17 protein-coding genes are annotated in these 19406 nt (G+C 55.6%); 10 read left to right on the forward strand and 7 right to left on the reverse strand.

Features of this window, described 5'->3' with window-relative positions; translation table 11 throughout:
* Positions 1-79 precede the first annotated feature (79 nt).
* Together I2B62_RS05500 and I2B62_RS05505 are read left to right on the forward strand one after the other, a co-directional pair.
* Complete coding sequence (locus I2B62_RS05500) at positions 80-427, forward strand: phasin family protein (RefSeq protein WP_195267993.1); 348 nt, start codon at positions 80-82, stop codon at positions 425-427.
* Positions 393-2054, forward strand: a complete 1662-nt coding sequence (locus I2B62_RS05505; protein WP_195267994.1) for an AarF/UbiB family protein — start codon at positions 393-395, stop codon at positions 2052-2054. The genes I2B62_RS05500 and I2B62_RS05505 overlap by 35 nt, the downstream gene beginning before the upstream one ends.
* 44 nt (positions 2055-2098) lie before the next feature.
* On the opposite strand, the gene I2B62_RS05510 is transcribed toward I2B62_RS05505, so the two are convergent.
* Together I2B62_RS05510 and I2B62_RS05515 are read right to left on the reverse strand one after the other, a co-directional pair.
* Positions 2099-3391 carry a hypothetical protein gene (locus tag I2B62_RS05510; RefSeq protein WP_195267995.1) on the reverse strand — a complete coding sequence of 431 codons (1293 nt, stop codon included), beginning with the start codon at positions 3389-3391 and terminating at the stop codon, positions 2099-2101.
* Positions 3392-3515: 124 nt separating this feature from the next.
* Complete coding sequence (locus I2B62_RS05515; RefSeq protein WP_195267996.1) at positions 3516-4106, reverse strand: HdeD family acid-resistance protein; 591 nt, start codon at positions 4104-4106, stop codon at positions 3516-3518.
* Between the two features lie 225 nt (positions 4107-4331).
* Here I2B62_RS05515 and I2B62_RS05520 point away from each other — a divergent pair, with 225 nt between their 5' ends.
* The gene (locus I2B62_RS05520; protein ID WP_195267997.1) at positions 4332-5756 is read left to right on the forward strand and encodes a carbon starvation protein A; all 1425 of its coding nucleotides are present in this window, start codon (positions 4332-4334) and stop codon (positions 5754-5756) included.
* A 79-nt stretch (positions 5757-5835) separates the two neighbouring features.
* On the opposite strand, the gene I2B62_RS05525 is transcribed toward I2B62_RS05520, so the two are convergent.
* The 3 genes from I2B62_RS05525 to I2B62_RS05535 all read right to left on the reverse strand — a co-directional run bounded on the left by I2B62_RS05525 (position 5836) and on the right by I2B62_RS05535 (position 10716).
* Entirely contained in the window at positions 5836-7359 is a 1524-nt protein-coding gene (locus I2B62_RS05525) for a hypothetical protein (RefSeq protein ID WP_195267998.1), read from the reverse strand.
* Positions 7360-7465: 106 nt separating this feature from the next.
* Positions 7466-9805, reverse strand: coding sequence for an Ig-like domain-containing protein (locus I2B62_RS05530; RefSeq protein ID WP_195267999.1), 2340 nt, complete (start codon positions 9803-9805; stop codon positions 7466-7468).
* 428 nt (positions 9806-10233) lie between these two features.
* Positions 10234-10716, reverse strand: a complete 483-nt coding sequence (locus tag I2B62_RS05535; protein ID WP_195268000.1) for a TspO/MBR family protein — start codon at positions 10714-10716, stop codon at positions 10234-10236.
* Positions 10717-10881: 165 nt separating this feature from the next.
* Here I2B62_RS05535 and I2B62_RS05540 point away from each other — a divergent pair, with 165 nt between their 5' ends.
* The 3 genes from I2B62_RS05540 (at position 10882) to I2B62_RS05550 (ending at position 12416) form a co-directional block, all read left to right on the forward strand.
* Positions 10882-11352: an effector binding domain-containing protein gene (locus I2B62_RS05540; RefSeq protein WP_195268001.1), complete on the forward strand. Its 471-nt coding sequence runs from the start codon at positions 10882-10884 to the stop codon at positions 11350-11352.
* Positions 11353-11477: 125 nt separating this feature from the next.
* On the forward strand, positions 11478-11711 hold the full coding sequence (locus tag I2B62_RS05545; RefSeq protein WP_243259439.1) for a hypothetical protein: 234 nt from the start codon (positions 11478-11480) through the stop codon (positions 11709-11711).
* A 120-nt stretch (positions 11712-11831) separates the two neighbouring features.
* On the forward strand, positions 11832-12416 hold the full coding sequence (locus I2B62_RS05550; RefSeq protein ID WP_195268002.1) for a sugar O-acetyltransferase: 585 nt from the start codon (positions 11832-11834) through the stop codon (positions 12414-12416).
* A gap of 71 nt (positions 12417-12487) precedes the next feature.
* On the opposite strand, the gene I2B62_RS05555 is transcribed toward I2B62_RS05550, so the two are convergent.
* Complete coding sequence (locus I2B62_RS05555) at positions 12488-14731, reverse strand: excinuclease ABC subunit UvrA (protein WP_195268003.1); 2244 nt, start codon at positions 14729-14731, stop codon at positions 12488-12490.
* Between the two features lie 134 nt (positions 14732-14865).
* Between I2B62_RS05555 and I2B62_RS05560 the strand changes: the two genes are divergently transcribed.
* The 4 genes from I2B62_RS05560 (at position 14866) to I2B62_RS05575 (ending at position 17819) form a co-directional block, all read left to right on the forward strand.
* Entirely contained in the window at positions 14866-15738 is an 873-nt protein-coding gene (locus tag I2B62_RS05560; protein ID WP_195268004.1) for an AraC family transcriptional regulator, read from the forward strand.
* 214 nt (positions 15739-15952) lie between these two features.
* The gene (locus tag I2B62_RS05565; protein WP_195268005.1) at positions 15953-16321 is read left to right on the forward strand and encodes a GntR family transcriptional regulator; all 369 of its coding nucleotides are present in this window, start codon (positions 15953-15955) and stop codon (positions 16319-16321) included.
* The gene (locus I2B62_RS05570; protein WP_195268006.1) at positions 16321-17019 is read left to right on the forward strand and encodes an ABC transporter ATP-binding protein; all 699 of its coding nucleotides are present in this window, start codon (positions 16321-16323) and stop codon (positions 17017-17019) included. The genes I2B62_RS05565 and I2B62_RS05570 overlap by 1 nt, the downstream gene beginning before the upstream one ends.
* Positions 17013-17819, forward strand: coding sequence for a hypothetical protein (locus I2B62_RS05575; protein WP_195268007.1), 807 nt, complete (start codon positions 17013-17015; stop codon positions 17817-17819). Before I2B62_RS05570 ends, I2B62_RS05575 begins: the two co-directional genes overlap by 7 nt.
* A 56-nt stretch (positions 17820-17875) precedes the next feature.
* On the opposite strand, the gene I2B62_RS05580 is transcribed toward I2B62_RS05575, so the two are convergent.
* On the reverse strand, positions 17876-19303 hold the full coding sequence (locus I2B62_RS05580; protein WP_195268008.1) for an MATE family efflux transporter: 1428 nt from the start codon (positions 19301-19303) through the stop codon (positions 17876-17878).
* Positions 19304-19406: the final 103 nt, after the last annotated feature.

Raw genomic sequence — 19406 nt, forward strand, 5'->3', positions numbered from 1 at the left:
AATGAAGTAACAGCAAACGGCTTGAAAAGGGATGCTGAAAGTCCCTTTTCGCGGATTCCAAACATAAAGGAGAATTAAGATGGCAAATTTTAACTTAGGCGAAGAGCTGAGAAAAGTATTGTTAGCAGGCGTGGGCGCTGTGGCGACCACTGCTGAGAAATCCCAGGAGCTCATCAATCAGCTGGTTGAAAAAGGCGAGCTGACCGTGGAACAGGGCAAGGTGATGAACGAAGAGCTGAAGCGCAACATCCGGGACAAGGTCAAGGAAAACGTGACGGTGGTGGTCAAGGATGACGAGCCGTCTGTGGACAAGGTGGTTGAGACCATGGACAAAATGAGTCCGGAAGAATTACAGGCCATCAAGGATAAGCTGGCCCGAATGGAGCGTGAAAATGCAGAAGACGCAGAGGTCAAAGACGCAGAATAACCCGTTAAACCATGAAAATGACCCCTCAGGCGCTGGAAACCCCAAGGAGTATAACCGGCAGCGCCTGAGGGAAATCATGGCCATACTGGCCAAATACGATATTGTCAAAGGCATCACACCTGTCAAGCTGCGGCTCATCATCGAAGATCTGGGCCCGACCTTCGTCAAGCTTGGACAGGTGCTTTCCATGCGCCAGGACATCCTTCCCGTGGAGTACTGCCATGAACTGACCAAGCTCAGAACCGAAGTGCGTCCCATGGACTTTGAGGAAGTGGTGACCGTTATCGAGCAGGAGTATGGAAAGCCCCTGAACGAGATTTTTACCTTTCTGGAGCAGACGCCTCTTGGCTCCGCGTCCATCGCTCAGGTGCACCGCGCCGAGCTGAAGGACGGCAGCTCTGTGGTGGTTAAGGTGCAGCGTCCCGGTATCAAGGACACCATGGCCCGCGACATCGCGCTGCTGGAACGGGCGGCCGCCCTGCTCAAGATCGCCGGCGGCACCGGAAACGCCATTGATTTCAAGATGGTGCTGGACGAAATGTGGTTTACGGCCCAGCAGGAAATGGACTTCCTCATCGAGGCCCACAACGCCGACGAGTTCTACGAGCTTAACCGGGACATCGTCTACGTGACCAGCCCCATCATCTACCACAAGCACACCACCGCCAGAGTGCTGGTGATGGAATACATCGCCGGCGAGGAGATCGACCAGACCGACCGGCTCAGGGAACTGGGCTATGATCTGGACGAGATCGCCCTCAAGCTTTCGGATAACTATGTCAAGCAGGTTATTGACGACGGCTTTTTCCACGCCGACCCGCATCCGGGCAATATCCGTATCCGGGACGGCCAGATTGTCTGGATCGACCTGGGCATGATGGGCACCCTTTCCTCAAAGGACAAGGATTTGTTTAAGCAGGCCGTGGAGGCCATGGCCAAAGGCGATGTGGAGGAAATGAAGAACGTGGTGCTGTCGCTGGGCGTGCACGCTGGCCGGATCAACCACGCCAAGCTGTATTCGGATATTGACACCATGATGGACGAGTATGGCAGCATGGATCTGGGCAGTATGAACGTTGGAACCATGATGGAGGATCTGCTCCAGCTGGCCAACAACCATCACATCGCCATGCCAAAGGGCGTGACCATGCTGGCCCGCGGCTCTCTGACCATCGAGGGCGTGCTGAGCATGCTGGCCCCGGAGACCAATGTGGTTCAGATCATGATCAACCACATGTCGACCGAACGTCTGGAGAACCTGGACCCCAAGCGGGAGGCGCTGGAGCTGGGCCGCCAGATGTACAACGCAGGCAAGAGCACCCTGAGCCTGCCCGGCCAGGCGCTGGATCTGCTGCGTATGACCGTCAAGGGACAGACCAAGATCAATCTGGAGATTACCGGCTCCGAGGAGCCGCTGAACACCATCGACCAGATGGTCAACAAAATTGTGAAATGTATCATTGCCGCCGCGCTGCTCATCGGCTCCAGCTTTATCAGCACCACCAACATGGAGCCAAAGCTTCTGGGTATTCCAGCTCTGGGCACCATCGGCTACATCGTGGCCCTGATCCTGGGCGCGAATCTGATTTACAGCATTCATAAAAAGAAAAAAGAGATTAACAAATAAGGCAGGGCCTGAACGGGGTCCTGCCTTACTTTTGTGCGGCGCTTTTATTTAAGTATAAAGGTAATCCGGGCCATGCCGGAATCGGGCTCAGCCGTGTCGCAGACAGTACAGCCCTTGAGGCCGGTGAGGCTTTGGGCCAGCGGCTCCCGTGGCTGCGTGTCCGGAAAGGCGCAGTCAGCCTTCATGCATTCGTCCGAATAGTCCAGGCTCAGGCGGACCACTGCCATGCCGGGCGGAGCCGCTGCGCAGGCGTCGACAGCGGCGCTGAGCACAGCGTTCAGGGCCTGATAGACAAGCTCGTAATCCACAGGCAGAATCTCAGGCACCTGGGCCTGGGCGTGTACGGGCACGCCCGCTTCGGGCAGGCCGGACAGACGGCCGTTGACAATGGTGTCGATCAGGTAATTGCCGCTGAGCAGAACAGGCTTTACAGCCTCGGTCTCATTCAGCAGGCTCTGGAGCAGGCGGTCGGCCGGCCCCAGATCGCCGTCGTCAAACAGCTTTTTTAAGATGAGCAGATGGTGGCGGAAATCGTGAACCAGAATTTCTGAGGACTGGAGCTTATGGCGCAGGGCCGTGTAGGCCTCCCGGCTCAGGAGCTCACGGGTGTCAGGCACTGGGGTCTGGGCTTCGAGCTCGGCCACCCAGGTCAGGTTCTGGAGGCTGAAAAAGGCTACGCAGAGCAGGAGCACCAGCATCAGAGCAGTGGCGGAGGTGATGATCCAGCCGTACAGCAGGTCGTTTGGCGTCAGGAAGATCCACAGGTAAAACAGCGCCGGCGGCACGCACAGGCTGGGCCAGAAGCCCGGACGGGCCGGTGTCAGCAGGTGCCTGGACATGCGGCGCATGAGGCTGAATAAAAACGGGTAGGAGACAGCCACCAGCACCGCGTAGAGGCTGAGGCCGGGCAGCGGCCAGAGATAGCCGTCCTGCACAAAGAGGCCCATAGACAGTCCCGGAAACAGCAGACGGTTGAGAAACGAGGCCACCAGTGCGATGCCGGCGTAAAAGCTGGAGATAAAGATCAGGCAGTAGAGCTTTTTAAAAAAGGGGGCGCGGATCACAAGCAGGTAGATGAGAAAGCAGCACCCCTGCTCCAGAAACATGAGCAGATTGATGAGGTTTACGTTGGAGACCGGCTGCCCAGTCCGGATAGTGTCCACAAAAACCATGGCGATAAAACAGCCGAGAATCAGAAAGCCGCCAAAGACAAAAAAGAGCACCGGCCGCTTCCGATCCCAGGGCTGCCGCGCCCAGAAGGGATAAATACACAAAAAAGCCGGGGGTACGGTCTGCATGAGGAAACCGAGCAGCGCCCTGAAAAAATAGAATACCATAATTTACGCTCCTGTTAAACGAGGTTGTAAAGCTTTTTTATTACAGTTTATCATAAAAAAATCCGGTGAACAACGATTAAAAAACAGCGACGCCCGAGGGCGTGCTGTTTTTTTAAAGTGCTGTTTATTTTTTCATCTGGCCGTTGGTCTTGGACAGACGGTAGGCCAGGGTGCAGAAAGAAATGCCCATGGATAAAAAGGCAATGCCGGCCCAGATAACAATGGTAAAGGCGGCAAAGACCGGGTGGAAAAGGAGTACTGTGGCCAGAATCACGACCAGAATACCCAGCGCCAGGTTCCAGCCCCAGCCCTTGTCGCCTTTGGCTTTGGCGGTAAAGGAAAAGCCAATGGTGTTGAAGCCGCCGAACATGATGGCAAAGGCAACGTAGAATACCAGCACATCGGCGGTGATGTTCATATTGGCGATCATGATAACGCCCAGGACGAGCATCAGAATTCCGGACACCAGGTTCCAGCCCCATGCCGGAATGGCATTGCGGTTGATCAGGGTAACCGCACAGGAGGCCAGGCCGGAAACCAGAAAGGTGACCGCAAAGACAATGCTGAGGGCAGCGAAACCGCCGACGGGTGTGAAGAAAAGCCATATCCCCATGCCGATGGCCAGAATACCGAGGATCAGGAACACCCACCAGTGTTTGATGACACCGGTCAGTTCCTCCCCGAGGTTTTCAAAGGTTTTTTTGTTTTCGTTCATATCGAACTCCTCTCAATATCGGTTCTGTTGAAAAGCGATTGGTTTTATTATATCGGACGCGGCCCGGCGGCGCAATAAAACCGCACGAATAGCGGTTTTGACCGCCCAAATGCTTTTTGGACCAAAGCATTTGGGCGGCCAGACGCGTCATTCGTGCGGCCGTCGGAGAATGGGCCCAAAACCGTGCTATAATAAAATGAAAACAAATACGCAGAGGTGTGAAAAATGATTACCTTTTTTGCCGCGCTGGCGCTTTTGATCGCCGGCTATTTTACATACGGAAAGCTTGTGGAGCGTGTCTTCAGGCCGGACGACCGCGCCACGCCAGCCACCACCATGACCGACGGCGTGGACTATGTGCCCATGAAGCAGTGGAAAATCTTTCTGATCCAGCTGCTCAACATCGCCGGGCTGGGGCCCATATTTGGGGCGATCTCGGGCGCACTTTGGGGACCGGTCGTTTTTTTGTGGATTGTTTTCGGTACTATTTTTGCCGGAGGCGTCCACGATTTCCTGTCCGGCATGATCTCTGTCCGCCACAAGGGCAGCAGTATCTCGGAGATTGTGGGCCTTTATCTGGGCCGGGGCATGAAAACCGTCATGCGCGTTTTTTCCGTGGTATTGCTGGTGCTGGTGGGCACCGTCTTTGCCACCGGACCCGCTGGCCTTTTGGCCATGCTGACGCCCGATGTGCTGGACGCCGGCTTCTGGCTCATCGTTGTGCTGATCTATTATTTCGCGGCCACCCTGCTGCCCATCGACAAGGTTATCGGGAAGGTCTATCCCGTTTTTGGCATCTGCCTGATCATCATGGCTGTGGGCGTGGCCGGAGGCATCATCGTCCAGGGCTACACCATTCCAGAGCTGACCCTGCAGAACCTGCACCCCAAGGAGCTGCCCGTCTGGCCGCTCATGTTCGTGACAGTGGCCTGCGGCGCCATCTCAGGCTTCCACGCCACCCAGTCACCCATGATGGCGCGCTGTATGACCAGTGAAAAGCAGGGGCGCTCCATCTTCTACGGCGCCATGGTGGCCGAGGGCATCATCGCCCTGATCTGGGCCGCTGCCGGCGTGGCCTTTTACGAAACCACCGGCGGGCTGCAGCAGGCGCTTGTCACCTACGGCGGGCAGGGCGGCGTGGTCTACGAAATCTGTAATACCCTGCTGGGCCCGGCCGGCATGGTGCTGGCTATGATCGGTGTGATCGCCTGCCCCATATCCTCTGGCGACACGGCCTTCCGCAGCGCGCGCCTCACCATCGCGGACTGGTTTCACATTTCTCAGGATAAGGTGCGCACGCGCCTGTACATCACGGTTCCGCTGCTGCTGGTGGGCCTGCTGTTATCCCAGATCGACTTTAACATCATCTGGCGGTATTTTTCCTGGAGCAACCAGACCCTGGCCATGATCGCTCTGTGGGCTGGCGCAGTCTACCTGTGCCGAAACCAGAAGAATTTCTGGATCGCGGCGGTTCCGGGCACCTTTATGTCAGCCGTCAGCGCTACCTATATCCTCATGGCAGAGGAGGGCCTGCGCCTGCCCGTAGCCTTTGCCTACCCGGCAGGCATTGTTTTTGCCGCAGCCTGCGCGGTGGTGTTTTATTTTAAGGCGGTGCGCCCAGGACAGGCGCTGAGACCGGAAGAAATGTAAGGATTGGCGTGCAGCCGCAAACGTGAAAAAGGTGGAGTCCAAACGGACCCCACCTTTTGTGGTTCTGTGAAAAGTGTTGTCAGCGCACGAGGAAGATTCTGGCGGCTAAGAATTTGTCGGGGTAGCATAAGCCCGAACCCCAGCCTCTGATGTTGTCCGCTTCGTCGTGGCCGTCCAGCCAGTATTTGCCTAAGAAAAATCCTTGGTTGTCGCCGTCGGACGAGGTGGCAAGCACACCGCCGCAGATGAAGCGGTAGTCATTGGTAAAGGTCTGGTTGTTCCACTCCAGATGGTTGGTGGGATAAATGGTCCCGCGGGCCGGATTTCTTCCGGAGTCGGCCATGATGGTCCCCAGATTCTGTGGCTTCTGGGCAGTTTTGTAGTAGTCCAGCAGCATCCGGTAATCAGAGGTTTCCGGCGCGTGGTATTTGTTGCCGCCGAGGCTGCCGCTTTTGATGGTCATGGCTTCCAGCGTCCAGCGCGCGGCCTTTCCGCGCAGGCCTCCCAAATCGCTGTGGGCGATTTTAGTCCAGTCAGTGTAGCCGCCGCTCGAGTAACGGTCAACGTTCATGTTCCAGATAAAATGGCGTTCCTTTCCCGGTACCTGGAACAGGGTTTCGTTTTCCGGCAGATGCTTGACCGGGAATTTTTTGGTGTTGGCGGCTACCTGTTTAATGACCTCCGTCAGCTGGTTGTAGGTGGTTTCCGCACCGGCCTTCAGCGGGGAGTCGCTGTCCATATGTGCTTTGCAGCCGATCAGGGCAATGGCAGCGGACTGGTAAAATTCGGCCAGGTCCAGGTTGCGCATGTTTTCTCTGAAGCCGTAGCCCTGGTTTTCCCAGGGGTAGTAGCGTTTGGCGTAGAGGTCATAAACGTTAAAGATACAGCCGTTAGGCATGCGTTTTGCCCGGTCGGTCAGGTAGGTGTTGGCAAAATTGACGATGTCGGAGCAGTAATCCTTACCGTCGCCCTTGTACAGTGGTTTCATGTTGGCGATGCGGGTATCCCGGTCAGGATTGCTTTGTAAAAGCTTGGAAGTGCGGTCGCTCATGTCGTAGATATTGTTCAGGGCCGCCTGCTTGTTCCGCAGATCCTCCTTGTAATCCGTGAGCTTGACCTCGTTGATGAGCACATCCAGCTTGTCATTAATGATCTTCTGGTTGTTGAAGAGGTCGTTCATGGTAGGGGTGGTGTCCTTGAAAATAGCGTCCATGATCTTGGCATGGGTCCAGTCCAGCGCCTTGTTGACAGCCCAGTCGATGATGAGGCTGCCGCATTTATCGCTGAAATTGTTGTCCGGAGCCTGGTTGAGCTCGGGCTGCTCCTGAGACTGAACAGCTGGCGTGTCGTCCGCGATGGGGTCCATGACCATGCTGTCGTCCGGCACAATGGCCTGGTCCGAGGCAGGCAGGTTGTCCATATCCAGAACCGGCTGGTTTTCAAGGGAAGTCTGGATGCTGTCCCAGTCCACCGGAGTGTAGTCGGCCGTCTCTGCCGCGTTGGTTTCAGCTTCCTGCGCAAAGGCCCGGACTGGTAGGCTGCTGATCAGCATGAGCAGGGCAAACAAAAATGCAAGTGTGCGTTTTTTAAAAAGTGCTTTCATGATTTTCACCTCAAAGTTTTATTTTATGCTCTCATTGTAGATGGGAAAGTACATCAAAAGTACAACAAGGCTGGAGAATTTTAAGATTTGAGGAGGAACAGCGCTTTTATCGGTGCCTGCGGGCTATCGCGAGCGTTAGGGCGCAGGCGGCGGCCAGCAGAGCAGCGGCCGTCAGGCCGCCGGACAGTGGGTTTGACATGCCGGTATCCGGGCCGGGTGTGGGCTTCGGCGGTGTGGGTGAAGGACGGCTTTGTGGCTCAAAGTAGGCTGTCAGGGTATGGTCTGCACTGACTGCAGTGAAGCTGTACTCGCTAACCTCACCGACTGAGACGCCGTCTGCCAGGACATCCCGGATCTGGCAGCCTGGGTCGGGTGAGATCGTGAAGTGCATGTTCTCACCTTCTTTAACCGTTACAGTTCCAGCGGGTGCGACCGTGCCGCCGGAACCGGCTGTGGCGGTGATGCTGAACACGCGCGCCGGGTTTTTAGGTGTCAGCACCGGGTAGCCGTCGCCGCCGGTTTTCCAGGAGAGGTAATCGGTCTGTGCGTCCGCCACGGCATTCAGGCTTTTGAGCAGCTTTTCCGGTGATTTCATATCTGCGCTGGAAAGTCCTGCTGCGCCGGCGTCAGAGGGCGCGCCGGTTTGCTCGTCAAGGCCGATACCGTGGGCATCTGGCAGCAGCGTGGCGTCGAAATAGTTAGACACGATCTCGCCCTCTGGCCGCATGATTCCGGCGATGCCGCCGAGATGAACATTGTCCTTCTGGGCGGAGTCCACCATGATGGTTCCGGCGGAATAGGTGTTTTCAACCTTGCAGCTTTTTCCCTGGCTTTTAAACACATCGCCGGTAATGCCGCCGGCCTCAATGCTTTTGGTGGTATCGGAGACAAGGGTGAGTGTCATGTCGCCACGGTTATAGCTGTTTGAAATCATACTGCTCAGGCTGGAATCATCTCCGGAAATGGTGCTGGCGATGCCGCCGATTTCCAGCGGAGAAGCGGTGGTGATCCGGAAAGAGCCGCTGTTTTCACAGTTGAGGATGCGGGTGTCTACGGCGGCGCCGGCAATACCGCCGTAATTGGTGGCGGTGAGGACATCTGTATCAGGTGTATGGATGTCGAGGGCACTGGCACAGCGGTTGAGGGTGCTTTTCTGCGCAACACCCACCAGGCCGCCAACACAGGGGGTACCGTAGTCTGTCGCCGCGCTTGCGATCAGGTTTCCGGTGCCGCCGACCCGGACATTCTCAACCGTGGTGTTGAGGATACGTCCGGCCAGCGCCCCGACAAAATCGTAGTGCTTGGCGACGGTCGACTCGGCTGTGAGGCTGCCGTTTACAGCAATGTTCAGGTCACGGAGCACTGTTGGGTTTTCCATGGAGCCGACATGGCCGAACAGGCCGATAATGAGGGAATCTGGACTGACGGCCGTGAGATCGCCGAGGGTGACGGTATGTCCCTGACCGTCAAAAGTACCGCAGAAGGTCTCAGAGGACATGCTTTGACCGTCGCCGATGGACTGCCAGGCAAGACCTGAAAAATCAATATCCGCCGTCAGATTGATGGTTTTTCCGCTCATGGTGTCGGTACCGCCGTTGACCAGAGCCGCCAGACCGTTCAGCTGCTCCCGGGTGCTCAGGTTAAAAACCGTGCCGTCCGGATTGTACCAGCTGGTATCGGCTTTCATGGGGAGGAGCGCTGGCAGAACGGTTATCTCCGCTGTGGCTTTGACGCCGGAGCCGTCGGCGGCCTCGGTAGTGACGGTGACTGTTCCCTCGATGCCGCCGGTCAGCAGGCCGCTGTTCTCGTCAATGGATGCCGAGCCGGTGCCGTCCGTCACGGACCAGCGCACCGTTTTAATACTGGCATCAGCTGGTTCGACCATCGCTTTCATCAGCAGGACACTTTGGGCGTGGACACTGTTGGATACCCGATGGATGGTGATATTCTTAACCCAGATCGGGTCGGTGACGGTCAGTGTCGCGGCGCTGGATTCGGCGAGAACCAAACCGTCCACGTTGATGACCGTGCATTTAAATTGTGTACCGTCCATGTCCCGGGCAGTCTGGTCGTTTAGGATACTGGTCTCTTTTCCAGGCTCGTAGTCGGTGTCACTGCTGACCGGCTGCCAGTTTTGACTGTCCTTAAGCCGGCCATACCAGCGGTAAACCAGCTGATTCTCATTAAAATCGGTGTCGCAGACAGCGTCGAACGCCGCGGGCTCGCCCACTCGGACAGTGCAGTCCTCTGGGTTTTTCTTAAAGGGGACTGCGGCGTCTCCAGACAGCGGCACGGCTTCCGGCGCAGAGCTGACTGCGACGGCCTGTGTTGTCCAAAGTCCTAAGGTACCTTCGGCTGAGACGCTGTTCGAACCAAAGGCGACGGACAGAATCAGAAAAACTGCGAGCGCAGGAACCAGCCTGCCCCATCCTCGTAAAGTAAACATAAGATTCATTTCAAGCTCCTTTCAAAATACCAATATGCCAGGGGATGGGTATCATTATAACAGGTCAACATCCCCAAAAGTTCTCAGAGCGCAGAAAGCAAAAGAAATCCTTTAATATTCTGCGCGTTTTCTGCCGCTGGTTTGGCCGCTTCAATCATAAAAATCCCGGGCATACTTTGTTTGGCTGTGCTTATGTCGTTGTGTGGCACTTATGTCGTTGTGTGGCGCGTATAATGAGGATATAAAGCAGAACAAAAAGGAAGAAGCGCGATAGCGAAAAAATGGCGTCATTGCCTGCTGGCAGGTTTTCCGTGCTCCTGACAGCGGCCGGTACAGCCGGAGACATCTATTATTGAAAGCGTAAGCGCTAAAATAAAACGCGGCGCCGCATGCAGCGGTACCGCGTTTTATCATGTCCGCTATTTTTTCTAATTAATAACCGCAAACGCGATGTTTAAATAGGTGGCGAACAAAATCCAGAGCAGATAGGGTACCATGAGACCCGCCGCCAGGCTGGAGACCTTTTTAAACCAGACAATGCAGGCGATGACAGCCGCGTCCAGCAGCAGAATGATCACGGCTGCCAGCCAGAAAGAGCTGCCGCCGAAAAAGAGGATGCTCCACAGAAAGTTGAGCAGCAGCTGAATTACGAACAGGCCGGCGGCAGAGCGTTTGAGCCGGTCGTCGGTGTTGGTCCGCAGAACCAGGAAAATCGCGATGCCCATGAGCAGGTACAGCACGATCCAAACCGGACCGAATACGGAGCCCGGCGGCGACAGGGGCGCTTTGTTGAGCATGGCGTATTTGCCGGCAATGTCGCCGGCCAGAAGTGAGGAGCAAAAGCCCACCAGTTCCACAACAACAACGGCCAGGATCAGCTGAAGAATGGGTGTTAATTTATTTTTAGTCATGATATTACCTCCTATAAGGCTTCAGTTTTAATTATATTTATCCATAATCCGGCCTGCGAAACAAAAAACAGCGTCTGGGCGGTTACGCTTAGTATATTCATTTGCCCCCAGATATGCTAAGATAGGGTTATCGTAGAAACAAACAGAAAAATCAGGAGTGAATATATGCCAGACAAAACCGTTGAAATAATCGTGAAAACAGAACAGAAGCTCTACGGGCTGTGGAAAAAATCCAATGACCGGAGCATCTCAGAGGACATCCGGGTTCTCTCAGAGGCGTACCATAAGGCTGTCGGCCAGCCAGACACAGTGCTGCCTTTTTTTGTGCTGTCGTCAAATTATAAGGCACAGACCCAGGATTTTGAGCTGTTTATCGGCAGCGTGTCTGAGCGGGAGGGCCTGGAGGAACACACCATTCCTGCGGGCGCCTATGCCAAAATGACGGTCCGTCCGCGGCTCAAATGCCTGTGGGGCCGGGCCATCGGCGTTGCCAAGCGTTACTTCTACACCCGCTGGCTGCCCGAAAGCGCCTATGAGGCACTGAATATGGAGTACGAGTACCATACGGAAAAAAGTGTGGGCAGACACCCGGAAGTCGATCTGATCTTTGCGGTAAAGAAAAAGGACCGTCTGTAGGCAGCTGGCGAGAGGTGCATGTCAGTCTTACATCAGGCGGCCTTTGGATTGAGCGATACCGGTGAAAATGACTTGAAGGGCGGCTTGCTGTGTCTGGCCCGCCGGTTTGTGGAGGGAGGACAATTGTGACAAAAACTGTGCATAAGACGAAATATCTGTGGATAACTTTGCTCTGCTTTGGCGCGTTTATGCTGGAGCTGCTCTCGATTTTTGGCATTGAGGGCGCGCTGCTCGGGGTGGATATTGGGCATTACACTGTGGCTCAGCGGAGTTTCCACTGCCTGATCACCGCAGGACTGTGGGCAGTGTTCATGGCGGCGGCGCCGGGCTGGAGCTCTGGAATGGTGTGTCCTGCATGATCTTCTCCGTACTGGGCGGGCTCATGTACCTGAAGGTCGGGCGCAGGCCCCTGTACAGTTATATTTTGATCGCTGTGGGGTATCTGCTGTAGAAGTTAAAATAAAAAAGAGGAAAACCAAATGACTGAACGAGAAAAAATGCTGGCGGGTGAGCTGTATGACTGCAGCGACCCGGCCCTGCTGGCGCAGTGGCACAGGGCCAAGAACCTGGTCCGGGCCTACAACCAGACAACCTCGGAGGAGCTTGCGGAAAAGGACCGGATTCTGACAGAGCTGCTTGGAAAGCGGGGCCCAAATCTCTGGATCACGCCGCCGTTTTTTGTGGATTACGGCGTCAATATCTGCTTTGGCCAGAATTGCGAGGTTAACATGAACTGCACCTTTCTGGATGACAATGCGATCATCATTGGAGACAACGCGCTCATCGCGCCCAATGTCCAGATATACACGGCATTTCACCCGGCCAGCGCGGCGGACCGCTTCGGACCGCCCAGAGAGGACGGGAGCTTTGCTTTCTGCAAGACCCAGACCGCGCCGGTGATCATCGGCGATAATGTCTGGATCGGTGGTGGGGCCATTATCCTGCCGGGTGTGACCATCGGCGATAACGTGGTCGTCGGTGCGGGCAGTGTGGTGACGCGGGACATCCCATCGGACAAGATCGCCTTCGGCAACCCCTGCCGGGTCATAAGAGATAACCTTTAAGTAAAGAACGCCCTGCCTGAGTCTACAGGCAGGGCGTTTTTCAGGAATTGCACTGTTGGGGTACTCCCATCTCAGCTGCCCGTGCTCCCGCGCAGGCAGTCGGCGGTCAGGGTGTCCGCGTCGCGCAGCATCTCGCAGGGCGTGCCCTCAAATACGACCTTGCCGCCGTGCCAGCCGCCGTCTGGCCCGATGTCAATCACCCAGTCCGCCTGCTTTACAATGTCCAGATTATGCTCGATGACCACCAGAGTGCCGCCCTTGTCCACAATAGCATCAAAGAGCTTTAGCAGCTTTTGCGTATCTGAGGGGTGCAGCCCGGTGGTAGGCTCGTCCAGAACAATGACGCGGCCCTTCCGGCCAAAGGCTTTGGCAAGCTTCAGCCGCTGGCGTTCCCCACCTGACAGAGTCGCCAGAGGCTGGCCCAGCGTGAGGTAAGACAGCCCTACCTTCCGGAGCCGTTTCAGGGGTGCTGTGATTTGGAGATGGTCGAAAAATTCCAGGGCCTCGTCGGCCGTCATGGCCAGCAGCTCTACCATGTTCTTTCCGTTAAGCGTGCAGGCCAGAGCCTCGGCGCTGTACCGTGTGCCGCCGCAGGCCTCGCAGGTGGTGACGACCGGATCCATGAAAGCCAGCTCAGTGATGACCGCACCCTTACCCGAGCAGGCCGGGCACGCGCCTGTGGAGTTGAAGCTGAACAGCCCTTTGTCCTTTCCGGTTTCTCGAGCCATGAGACCACGGAGCGCATCAAAAAAGCCCAGGTACGAGGCGGGTGTGGAACGGTTGGTGGCCGTGATGGGCCCCTGATCGATGAGCACCACATCGTTGGCGTGCTGTTCGGAAAAGACACGGGTGATGAGTGTGCTCTTTCCCGAGCCAGCCACGCCGGTGACAGCGGTCATAATACCCAGAGGAATGTCTACATCGATGTTTTTAAGATTGTGCAGGCAGGCCCCGCGGACTGGCAGGAAGCCGGTGGCCAGTCGGGGCTTAGTCTTGACTGGCGGCATTGTCCGCAGCGCCTGGCCGGTCAGAGTATTGGCCTCCAACAGAGCCGTGTAGCTGCCGGAAAACACGATCTGCCCGCCCTGGCGGCCTGCCTGAGGTCCCACCTCGATCACGTGGTCGGCGATGGCGATCACATCCCGGTCATGCTCCACCACCAGCACGGTGTTGCCCTTGTCACGGAGCCGCTGCAGCAGAGTGTTCAGTCGGCCGACGTCACGGGGATGCAGACCTATGCTGGGCTCGTCAAAAATATAGGTCATGCCGGTCAGATGGCTGCCCATGTACCGCACCAGCTTCAGGCGCTGAGCTTCGCCGCCGGACAGTGACGAGGACGATCTTCCCAGGTGCAGGTAAGGAAGGCCGATCTCAATCATCCGGTCCAGGCCGTCGAGCAGGGTTCGGATCACCATTCCGACTCTGGGATCCTCCACGCGGGACAGAACGGCCCGCAGCTCCGGGAGTTCCAGATCACAAAGATCAGCGATGGAATAGCCGTCTACCCGGCAGGCCAGGGCGGCCGGATTCAGCCGTTTGCCGCGGCAGGCTGGACACTCGGTTTCGGTGATCAGATGTGCCGCCTTTTTTTGGGTATGACGGCTCTTGCCGCTGATATCCCGGTTGAGCAGAGTGCTGCTGTACTTATGGTACAGGCCTGGCACTTTTGGGTTTTCCGGCGCGCCCTTACCCCTGCGTGAGCCGTAGAGCAGCAGGTTGTAAGCCTCGGGCGGATAGTCCCGCACAGGCAGGTCCAGATCGAACAGGCCTGACTCCGCGTACTGCCGCCAGTACCAGGTGCCGGGCTTATACAGAGAATCCCGGACACAGCCCTCGTTCCAGGATTTGTCTGGATTGATGAGGCCATCGAGATCGATATCTGTAACCTTTCCAAGGCCCGAACAGACCGTGCACATGCCCTTTGGGTCATTGAAGGAAAAGCAGGATGCCGTACCCGCCTGGGGCTCTCCGATCCGTGAGAATAACAACCGCAGAGCCGCGTAGAGGTCGCTGATGGTGCCAACAGTGGAGCGGGCGTTGCCGCTCAGCGGGGTCTGGTCGACGATGACCGCTGGGGTCAGGTGATCAATAAGCTCCGCGTGGGGCTTTGGGTGTTTGGGCAGCCGTGTCTGCACAAAGGCGGGATAGGTGGCGTTTAGTTGCCGTCCAGCCTCGGCTGCGATGGTGTCAAAGACAATGCTGGACTTGCCCGAGCCCGACACGCCCACAAATACCGTGATCTTTTTCTTTGGAATTGAGAGAGAAATGTTTTTAAGGTTGTTTTCTGTCAGACCCTTAATGAGAATGTCTGCCATGATAGCCCTTCCTTTCTGGAGCGTTGCGCCCACAGGCCTATTATAACCAGTCCGCGGCCATCATTCATGATCATTATTGCGGTGTTCTGTGGTATAATAAAATTTGAAATAACGCTGTGAAGGAGGGATGTCCTGTGAATTACTTTGCGCCGCTTGTGCGCGCTGCCGAGTACATCGAGCAGCACCGGCATCAAAAAATCGCGCTGCGGGAGTTGGCCCGCGTGTCCGGCTATTCCGTTTACCATCTGATCCGCATTTTTGCTGCGGCCACCGGGGAAACCCTTGGCAGCTACATGAAGAAGCGCCAGCTGGCAGGCGCGGCAGAGACGCTTTTGAACAGCAGAAAGCGCGTGCTCGACATCGCTCTGGAGAGCGGCTTCAGCTCGTCTGAGGCCTTCAGCCGTGCCTTTAAGGCTGTCTACGGGCTCAGCCCGCACACTTTCCGGAAAAGGGGCGCGTCGCCCTACGTGGGGTTTGAGCGCCCGCTGGACGCGGAGCAGTTGCGGCACCGGACCGCCGGTATCACTCTGCGGCCGCAGCTCGAGACCTTGGGAGCAATCCGTCTGGCCGGCATTCGGGGCCGGACGGGCACGCCGGGCACAGCCCTGCCAGGGCTCTGGGCGAGGTGGAACCAGCTGCGTGCGGACCAGCCGTGCCTGTCCGGTGGGCGGGCCTTTGGCGTGTGCGAGACAGGAGCGGCAGACGTGTGCTTTGGGAGCGATGGCCGCGCCCTGTACTGCGAATTTGTGGGTGTGGAAATCGGTGCGCTTTCGCCGCTGCCAGCAGGCCTGTGTCTCAAGACCCTGCCCGGCGGGGCCTACGCGGTGTTTACCCACACGGGTCCGGCTGCCAGCCTGTCAAAAACCTATGACTACATCTGGGGCAGCTGGACGCTGACGACCGAAGAAGTCCTGGATGACCGTGAGGACTTTGAGGTCTACGGCGCCCGATTCCTGGGGGCTGAGAACCCTGAATCTCAGATTGATATTTATATTCCGGTTAAGTAAAGATGAGGAGCCGCGCAATGCGGCTTTTTTTATATCGAATTTTAAGACGTCGTTTATGACCCTGCCCACCGCTGACCGGCACCAGAGCCGTCTTGGCGGCTGGAAAATTTTTGTTTATGAAGAATTTCTTAAGGGTATTGACAAGCACAACAGATGCGTGTATTATTGTATTAAGTTCTTAGTACAACAATACAGTAATACAAAGGAGGATATTATGGAATGGATCATTGATTCCGACCGGCCGGTATATAAACAGCTCATCGAACAGATTGAACTCCGGATCGTTTCCGGTCTATTCGCCCCAGGCGATAAATTGCCATCGGTCAGAGAAATGGCGGCAGAGGCTTCAGTCAATCCGAACACCATGCAGAAGGCACTCTCGGAGCTGGAGCGGACAGGCCTTGTGTATGCGCAGCGGACAAGCGGCAGATTCATAACGGAGGATCATAAAATGATACAGGAAACAAAGGAAAATTTAGCGATCAAGGAAATTGAAAACTTCCTTGAAAAAATGGAAAAGCTCGGATTTAAGAAAGAAGACATCATTACTTTAATGGAACGTGAGGATAAGGAGGGAAGATAATGAACCCAATTTTAGAATGTATTGACCTGACAAAGAAGTTCGGCACCAAGGAAGCCTTGTCCGAAGTGAACTGTCAGTTCCCAAGAGGCCGCATCGTCGGGCTTTTAGGCCCCAACGGCAGCGGCAAGACCACATTGATCAAGACCGCAACCGGGCTTCTGACCCCAACGTCCGGCCAGCTGCTGGTAGCCGGCATGGCGCCATCAGTCGAGACCAAGAAGATCGTGTCCTATCTGCCTGACCGCACCTATCTCAGCGACTGGATGACCGTGACCCAGCTCATCGCCTTCTTTGACGATTTCTACGACGACTTTAACAGCGTGAAGGCCTACAACATGATCAGCGACCTGGGCATTGATACCAAGGACCGCATCAAGACCATGTCCAAAGGGACCAAGGAAAAGGTTCAGCTCATTCTGGTCATGAGCCGCGACGCAGAACTGTATCTGCTGGATGAGCCCATCGGCGGGGTCGACCCGGCCGCGCGGGACTATATCCTCAATACCATCATCACCAACTACAACGAAAACGCGACCGTGGTCATCTCGACCCATCTGATCGCGGATATTGAAAAGGTGCTGGACGAGGTGGTGTTCATCAACCAGGGACGCATCGTCATGAATGCCAGCGTGGATGAAATCAGAGAAAAACAGCATAAATCTGTGGATGAGCTGTTCAGAGAGGTGTTCAAATGTTAGGAAAACTCATGAAATATGAAATCAAGGGAACGGCCAGGCTGTTGCTGCCCGTCTACGTGGCGCTGCTGGCCATGACCCTGATCAATAAAATATTCCTGTCCATCAACTCAGAGGCTACCGGCTTTATAATGACCACGGGCATCAGCATGACCCTGTACGTGTGCATCATCATGGCCCTCATCGTCATGACCTTTATTGTCATTATCCAGCGCTTTTACAAAAACCTGATGACCGACGAGGGCTACCTGATGTTTACACTCCCGGTACCTACCTGGCAGCAGATCGTCTCCAAGCTGATCATTGCCCTGATGTGGTCTCTGGTGTGCGGCATTGTCATCATGCTCTCCATCATGATCCTGGCCATCGACGGCACCAGCCTCCAGTATATGGGTCAGTTCTTCCAGGAGCTGGGCCAGGCCTTCAACTCTCCAGAGGGCGGCCAGGCTATTCTCATCCTGTTCGAGCTGTTCATTCTTATGATTGTGGGCATCTGCGCCAACGTGCTGCAGGTTTACGCGTCCATCTCCATTGGACAGCTCTTTGGCAAGCATAAGGTGCTCGGCGCTTTCGGCGCATACATTGTCATCAATATCATCCTGCAGACCATCTTTACAGTGATGACCGTCAGCTTTGCACTGACTGCTGACACCAGCATGATCAACGCGTTCTTTAACAACATGGACCCCGTAGCCGCAGTTAACTGGATGATGAATCTGGCGACTCTGGGCAACCTGGTGCTGGCCGCAATTTACTTTGCAGCCACCAATTACATCTTAAAACACAAGCTGAACCTGGAATAACAGGAGGCTGAACTGAAAAACCCGGTACGATCCGTTATGGACTGTACCGGGTTTTTTTAACGGCGCCGGAAAAACGACTCGGCCGTCTCGGCTTCCGCCGCCACAAAAGGCGCGGCGTCGGGGATGGGTTTTATCTTCTGATCAAAGATGTGTTTGAGAAAAGCAGCGCTGAAGAGGACCGAGGCAATCTCAGCAATGGGGAAAGACCACCAGATGGCGTCCAGATTGCCAGTGAGGGACAGCAGGTAGGCTTCAGGCAGCAGCACCACCAGCTGGCGCGCAACCGAGACGATCAGGCTCAGCACCGCGTTGCCCAGAGCCTGAAACACCGAAAGTGAGATAATGCAGAAGCCCGCAAACAGGAAGCTCAGGCTGATGATGCGCAGCGATACCGTACCGATGGCCAGCATGTCTGCCGAAGCGTTAAAAATCGACAGGAGCTGCTCCGGGAAGAGCTGGAACACCAGAAAGCCAATGACCATCAGACCCACGGCGTACAGCATGCTCAGCTTGATAGTTTTGACCAGCCGCTCCTTCTTCTGCGCGCCGTAATTGTAGGCGATGATGGGCACCATGCCATTGTTCAGGCCCATAACCGGCATAAAAATAAAGCTCTGGAGCTTGAAATAAACCCCAAAAACCGCTGTGGCGGTCGAGGTATAAGCCAGCAGGATTTTATTCATGCCAAAGGTCATGACCGAGGTGATGGAAGCCATGATGATGGAGGGTACGCCCACGGCGTAGATGCGCCGGATGGTAGGACCGCTCGGGCGGAAGCCGCGGAGCTTTAAGGTGAGCTCGTGGTTTTTCTTGAGATTCAGGATACAGGCGAACAGCATGGCGGCCACCTGGCCGATGACTGTAGCCGCCGCCGCGCCGGCCACGCCCATTTTCGGGAAGCCAAAGAGCCCGAAAATCATAATGGGGTCCAGAATCAGGTTGATGATGGCACCGGTGGTCTGGGTGCACATGGTCAGCAAGGTCTTGCCAGTGGCCTGAAGCAGGCGCTCAAAGGTAATCTGGCCGAAAATACCAAAGGAAACCACTGAGCAGATGGTTAGATACTGGGTGCCATAATCCACAATTTCGCCGATGCCGGTCTGGGTCTCAAAGAAAAATCGGGTGAAGAAGAGCCCGAAGATAATAAAGGCCAGCGAGCTGAGCACAGCCAGAAAAACGCCGTTGTTGGCCGCGCGGTTGGCCTCCTTGAAATTCTTTTCGCCCAGGCTCTTGGACAGCAGGGCATTGATACCAACTCCCGTACCAGTGGCGATGGCGATCATCAGGTTCTGAACCGGAAAGGCCAGAGACACTGCGGTTAGCGCGTTTTCACTGATCATGGACACAAACATACTGTCTACAATGTTGTAAAGCGCCTGAACCAGCATGGAAATCATCATGGGCAGGGCCATGGTAATGAGCAGACGGTTGACAGGCATAACGCCCATCTTGTTTTCCCCGGACGGGGACGCCGTTTGACGCATAAAAATCACTCCTTCGTAGAAATAAAATAAATTTTTTGCAAAATGAAGAGCAGTGCTGATCTCAGAAAATAAAGATGCCGCACTGCCTGCTTCTATTATAATG

It is taken from the genome of Eubacterium sp. 1001713B170207_170306_E7 (genome assembly GCF_015547515.1).
GTDB lineage: Bacteria > Bacillota > Clostridia > Eubacteriales > Eubacteriaceae > Eubacterium.

Coding starts and splice junctions, on each gene's coding strand:
- I2B62_RS05500 (WP_195267993.1), top strand. CDS start 80: ATGGCAAATTTTAACTTAGGCGAAGAGCTGAGAAAAGTATTGTTAGCA.
- I2B62_RS05505 (WP_195267994.1), top strand. CDS start 393: ATGCAGAAGACGCAGAGGTCAAAGACGCAGAATAACCCGTTAAACCAT.
- I2B62_RS05510 (WP_195267995.1), bottom strand. CDS start 3,391: ATGGTATTCTATTTTTTCAGGGCGCTGCTCGGTTTCCTCATGCAGACC.
- I2B62_RS05515 (WP_195267996.1), bottom strand. CDS start 4,106: ATGAACGAAAACAAAAAAACCTTTGAAAACCTCGGGGAGGAACTGACC.
- I2B62_RS05520 (WP_195267997.1), top strand. CDS start 4,332: ATGATTACCTTTTTTGCCGCGCTGGCGCTTTTGATCGCCGGCTATTTT.
- I2B62_RS05525 (WP_195267998.1), bottom strand. CDS start 7,359: ATGAAAGCACTTTTTAAAAAACGCACACTTGCATTTTTGTTTGCCCTG.
- I2B62_RS05530 (WP_195267999.1), bottom strand. CDS start 9,805: ATGTTTACTTTACGAGGATGGGGCAGGCTGGTTCCTGCGCTCGCAGTT.
- I2B62_RS05535 (WP_195268000.1), bottom strand. CDS start 10,716: ATGACTAAAAATAAATTAACACCCATTCTTCAGCTGATCCTGGCCGTT.
- I2B62_RS05540 (WP_195268001.1), top strand. CDS start 10,882: ATGCCAGACAAAACCGTTGAAATAATCGTGAAAACAGAACAGAAGCTC.
- I2B62_RS05550 (WP_195268002.1), top strand. CDS start 11,832: ATGACTGAACGAGAAAAAATGCTGGCGGGTGAGCTGTATGACTGCAGC.
- I2B62_RS05555 (WP_195268003.1), bottom strand. CDS start 14,731: ATGGCAGACATTCTCATTAAGGGTCTGACAGAAAACAACCTTAAAAAC.
- I2B62_RS05565 (WP_195268005.1), top strand. CDS start 15,953: ATGGAATGGATCATTGATTCCGACCGGCCGGTATATAAACAGCTCATC.
- I2B62_RS05570 (WP_195268006.1), top strand. CDS start 16,321: ATGAACCCAATTTTAGAATGTATTGACCTGACAAAGAAGTTCGGCACC.
- I2B62_RS05575 (WP_195268007.1), top strand. CDS start 17,013: ATGTTAGGAAAACTCATGAAATATGAAATCAAGGGAACGGCCAGGCTG.
- I2B62_RS05580 (WP_195268008.1), bottom strand. CDS start 19,303: ATGCGTCAAACGGCGTCCCCGTCCGGGGAAAACAAGATGGGCGTTATG.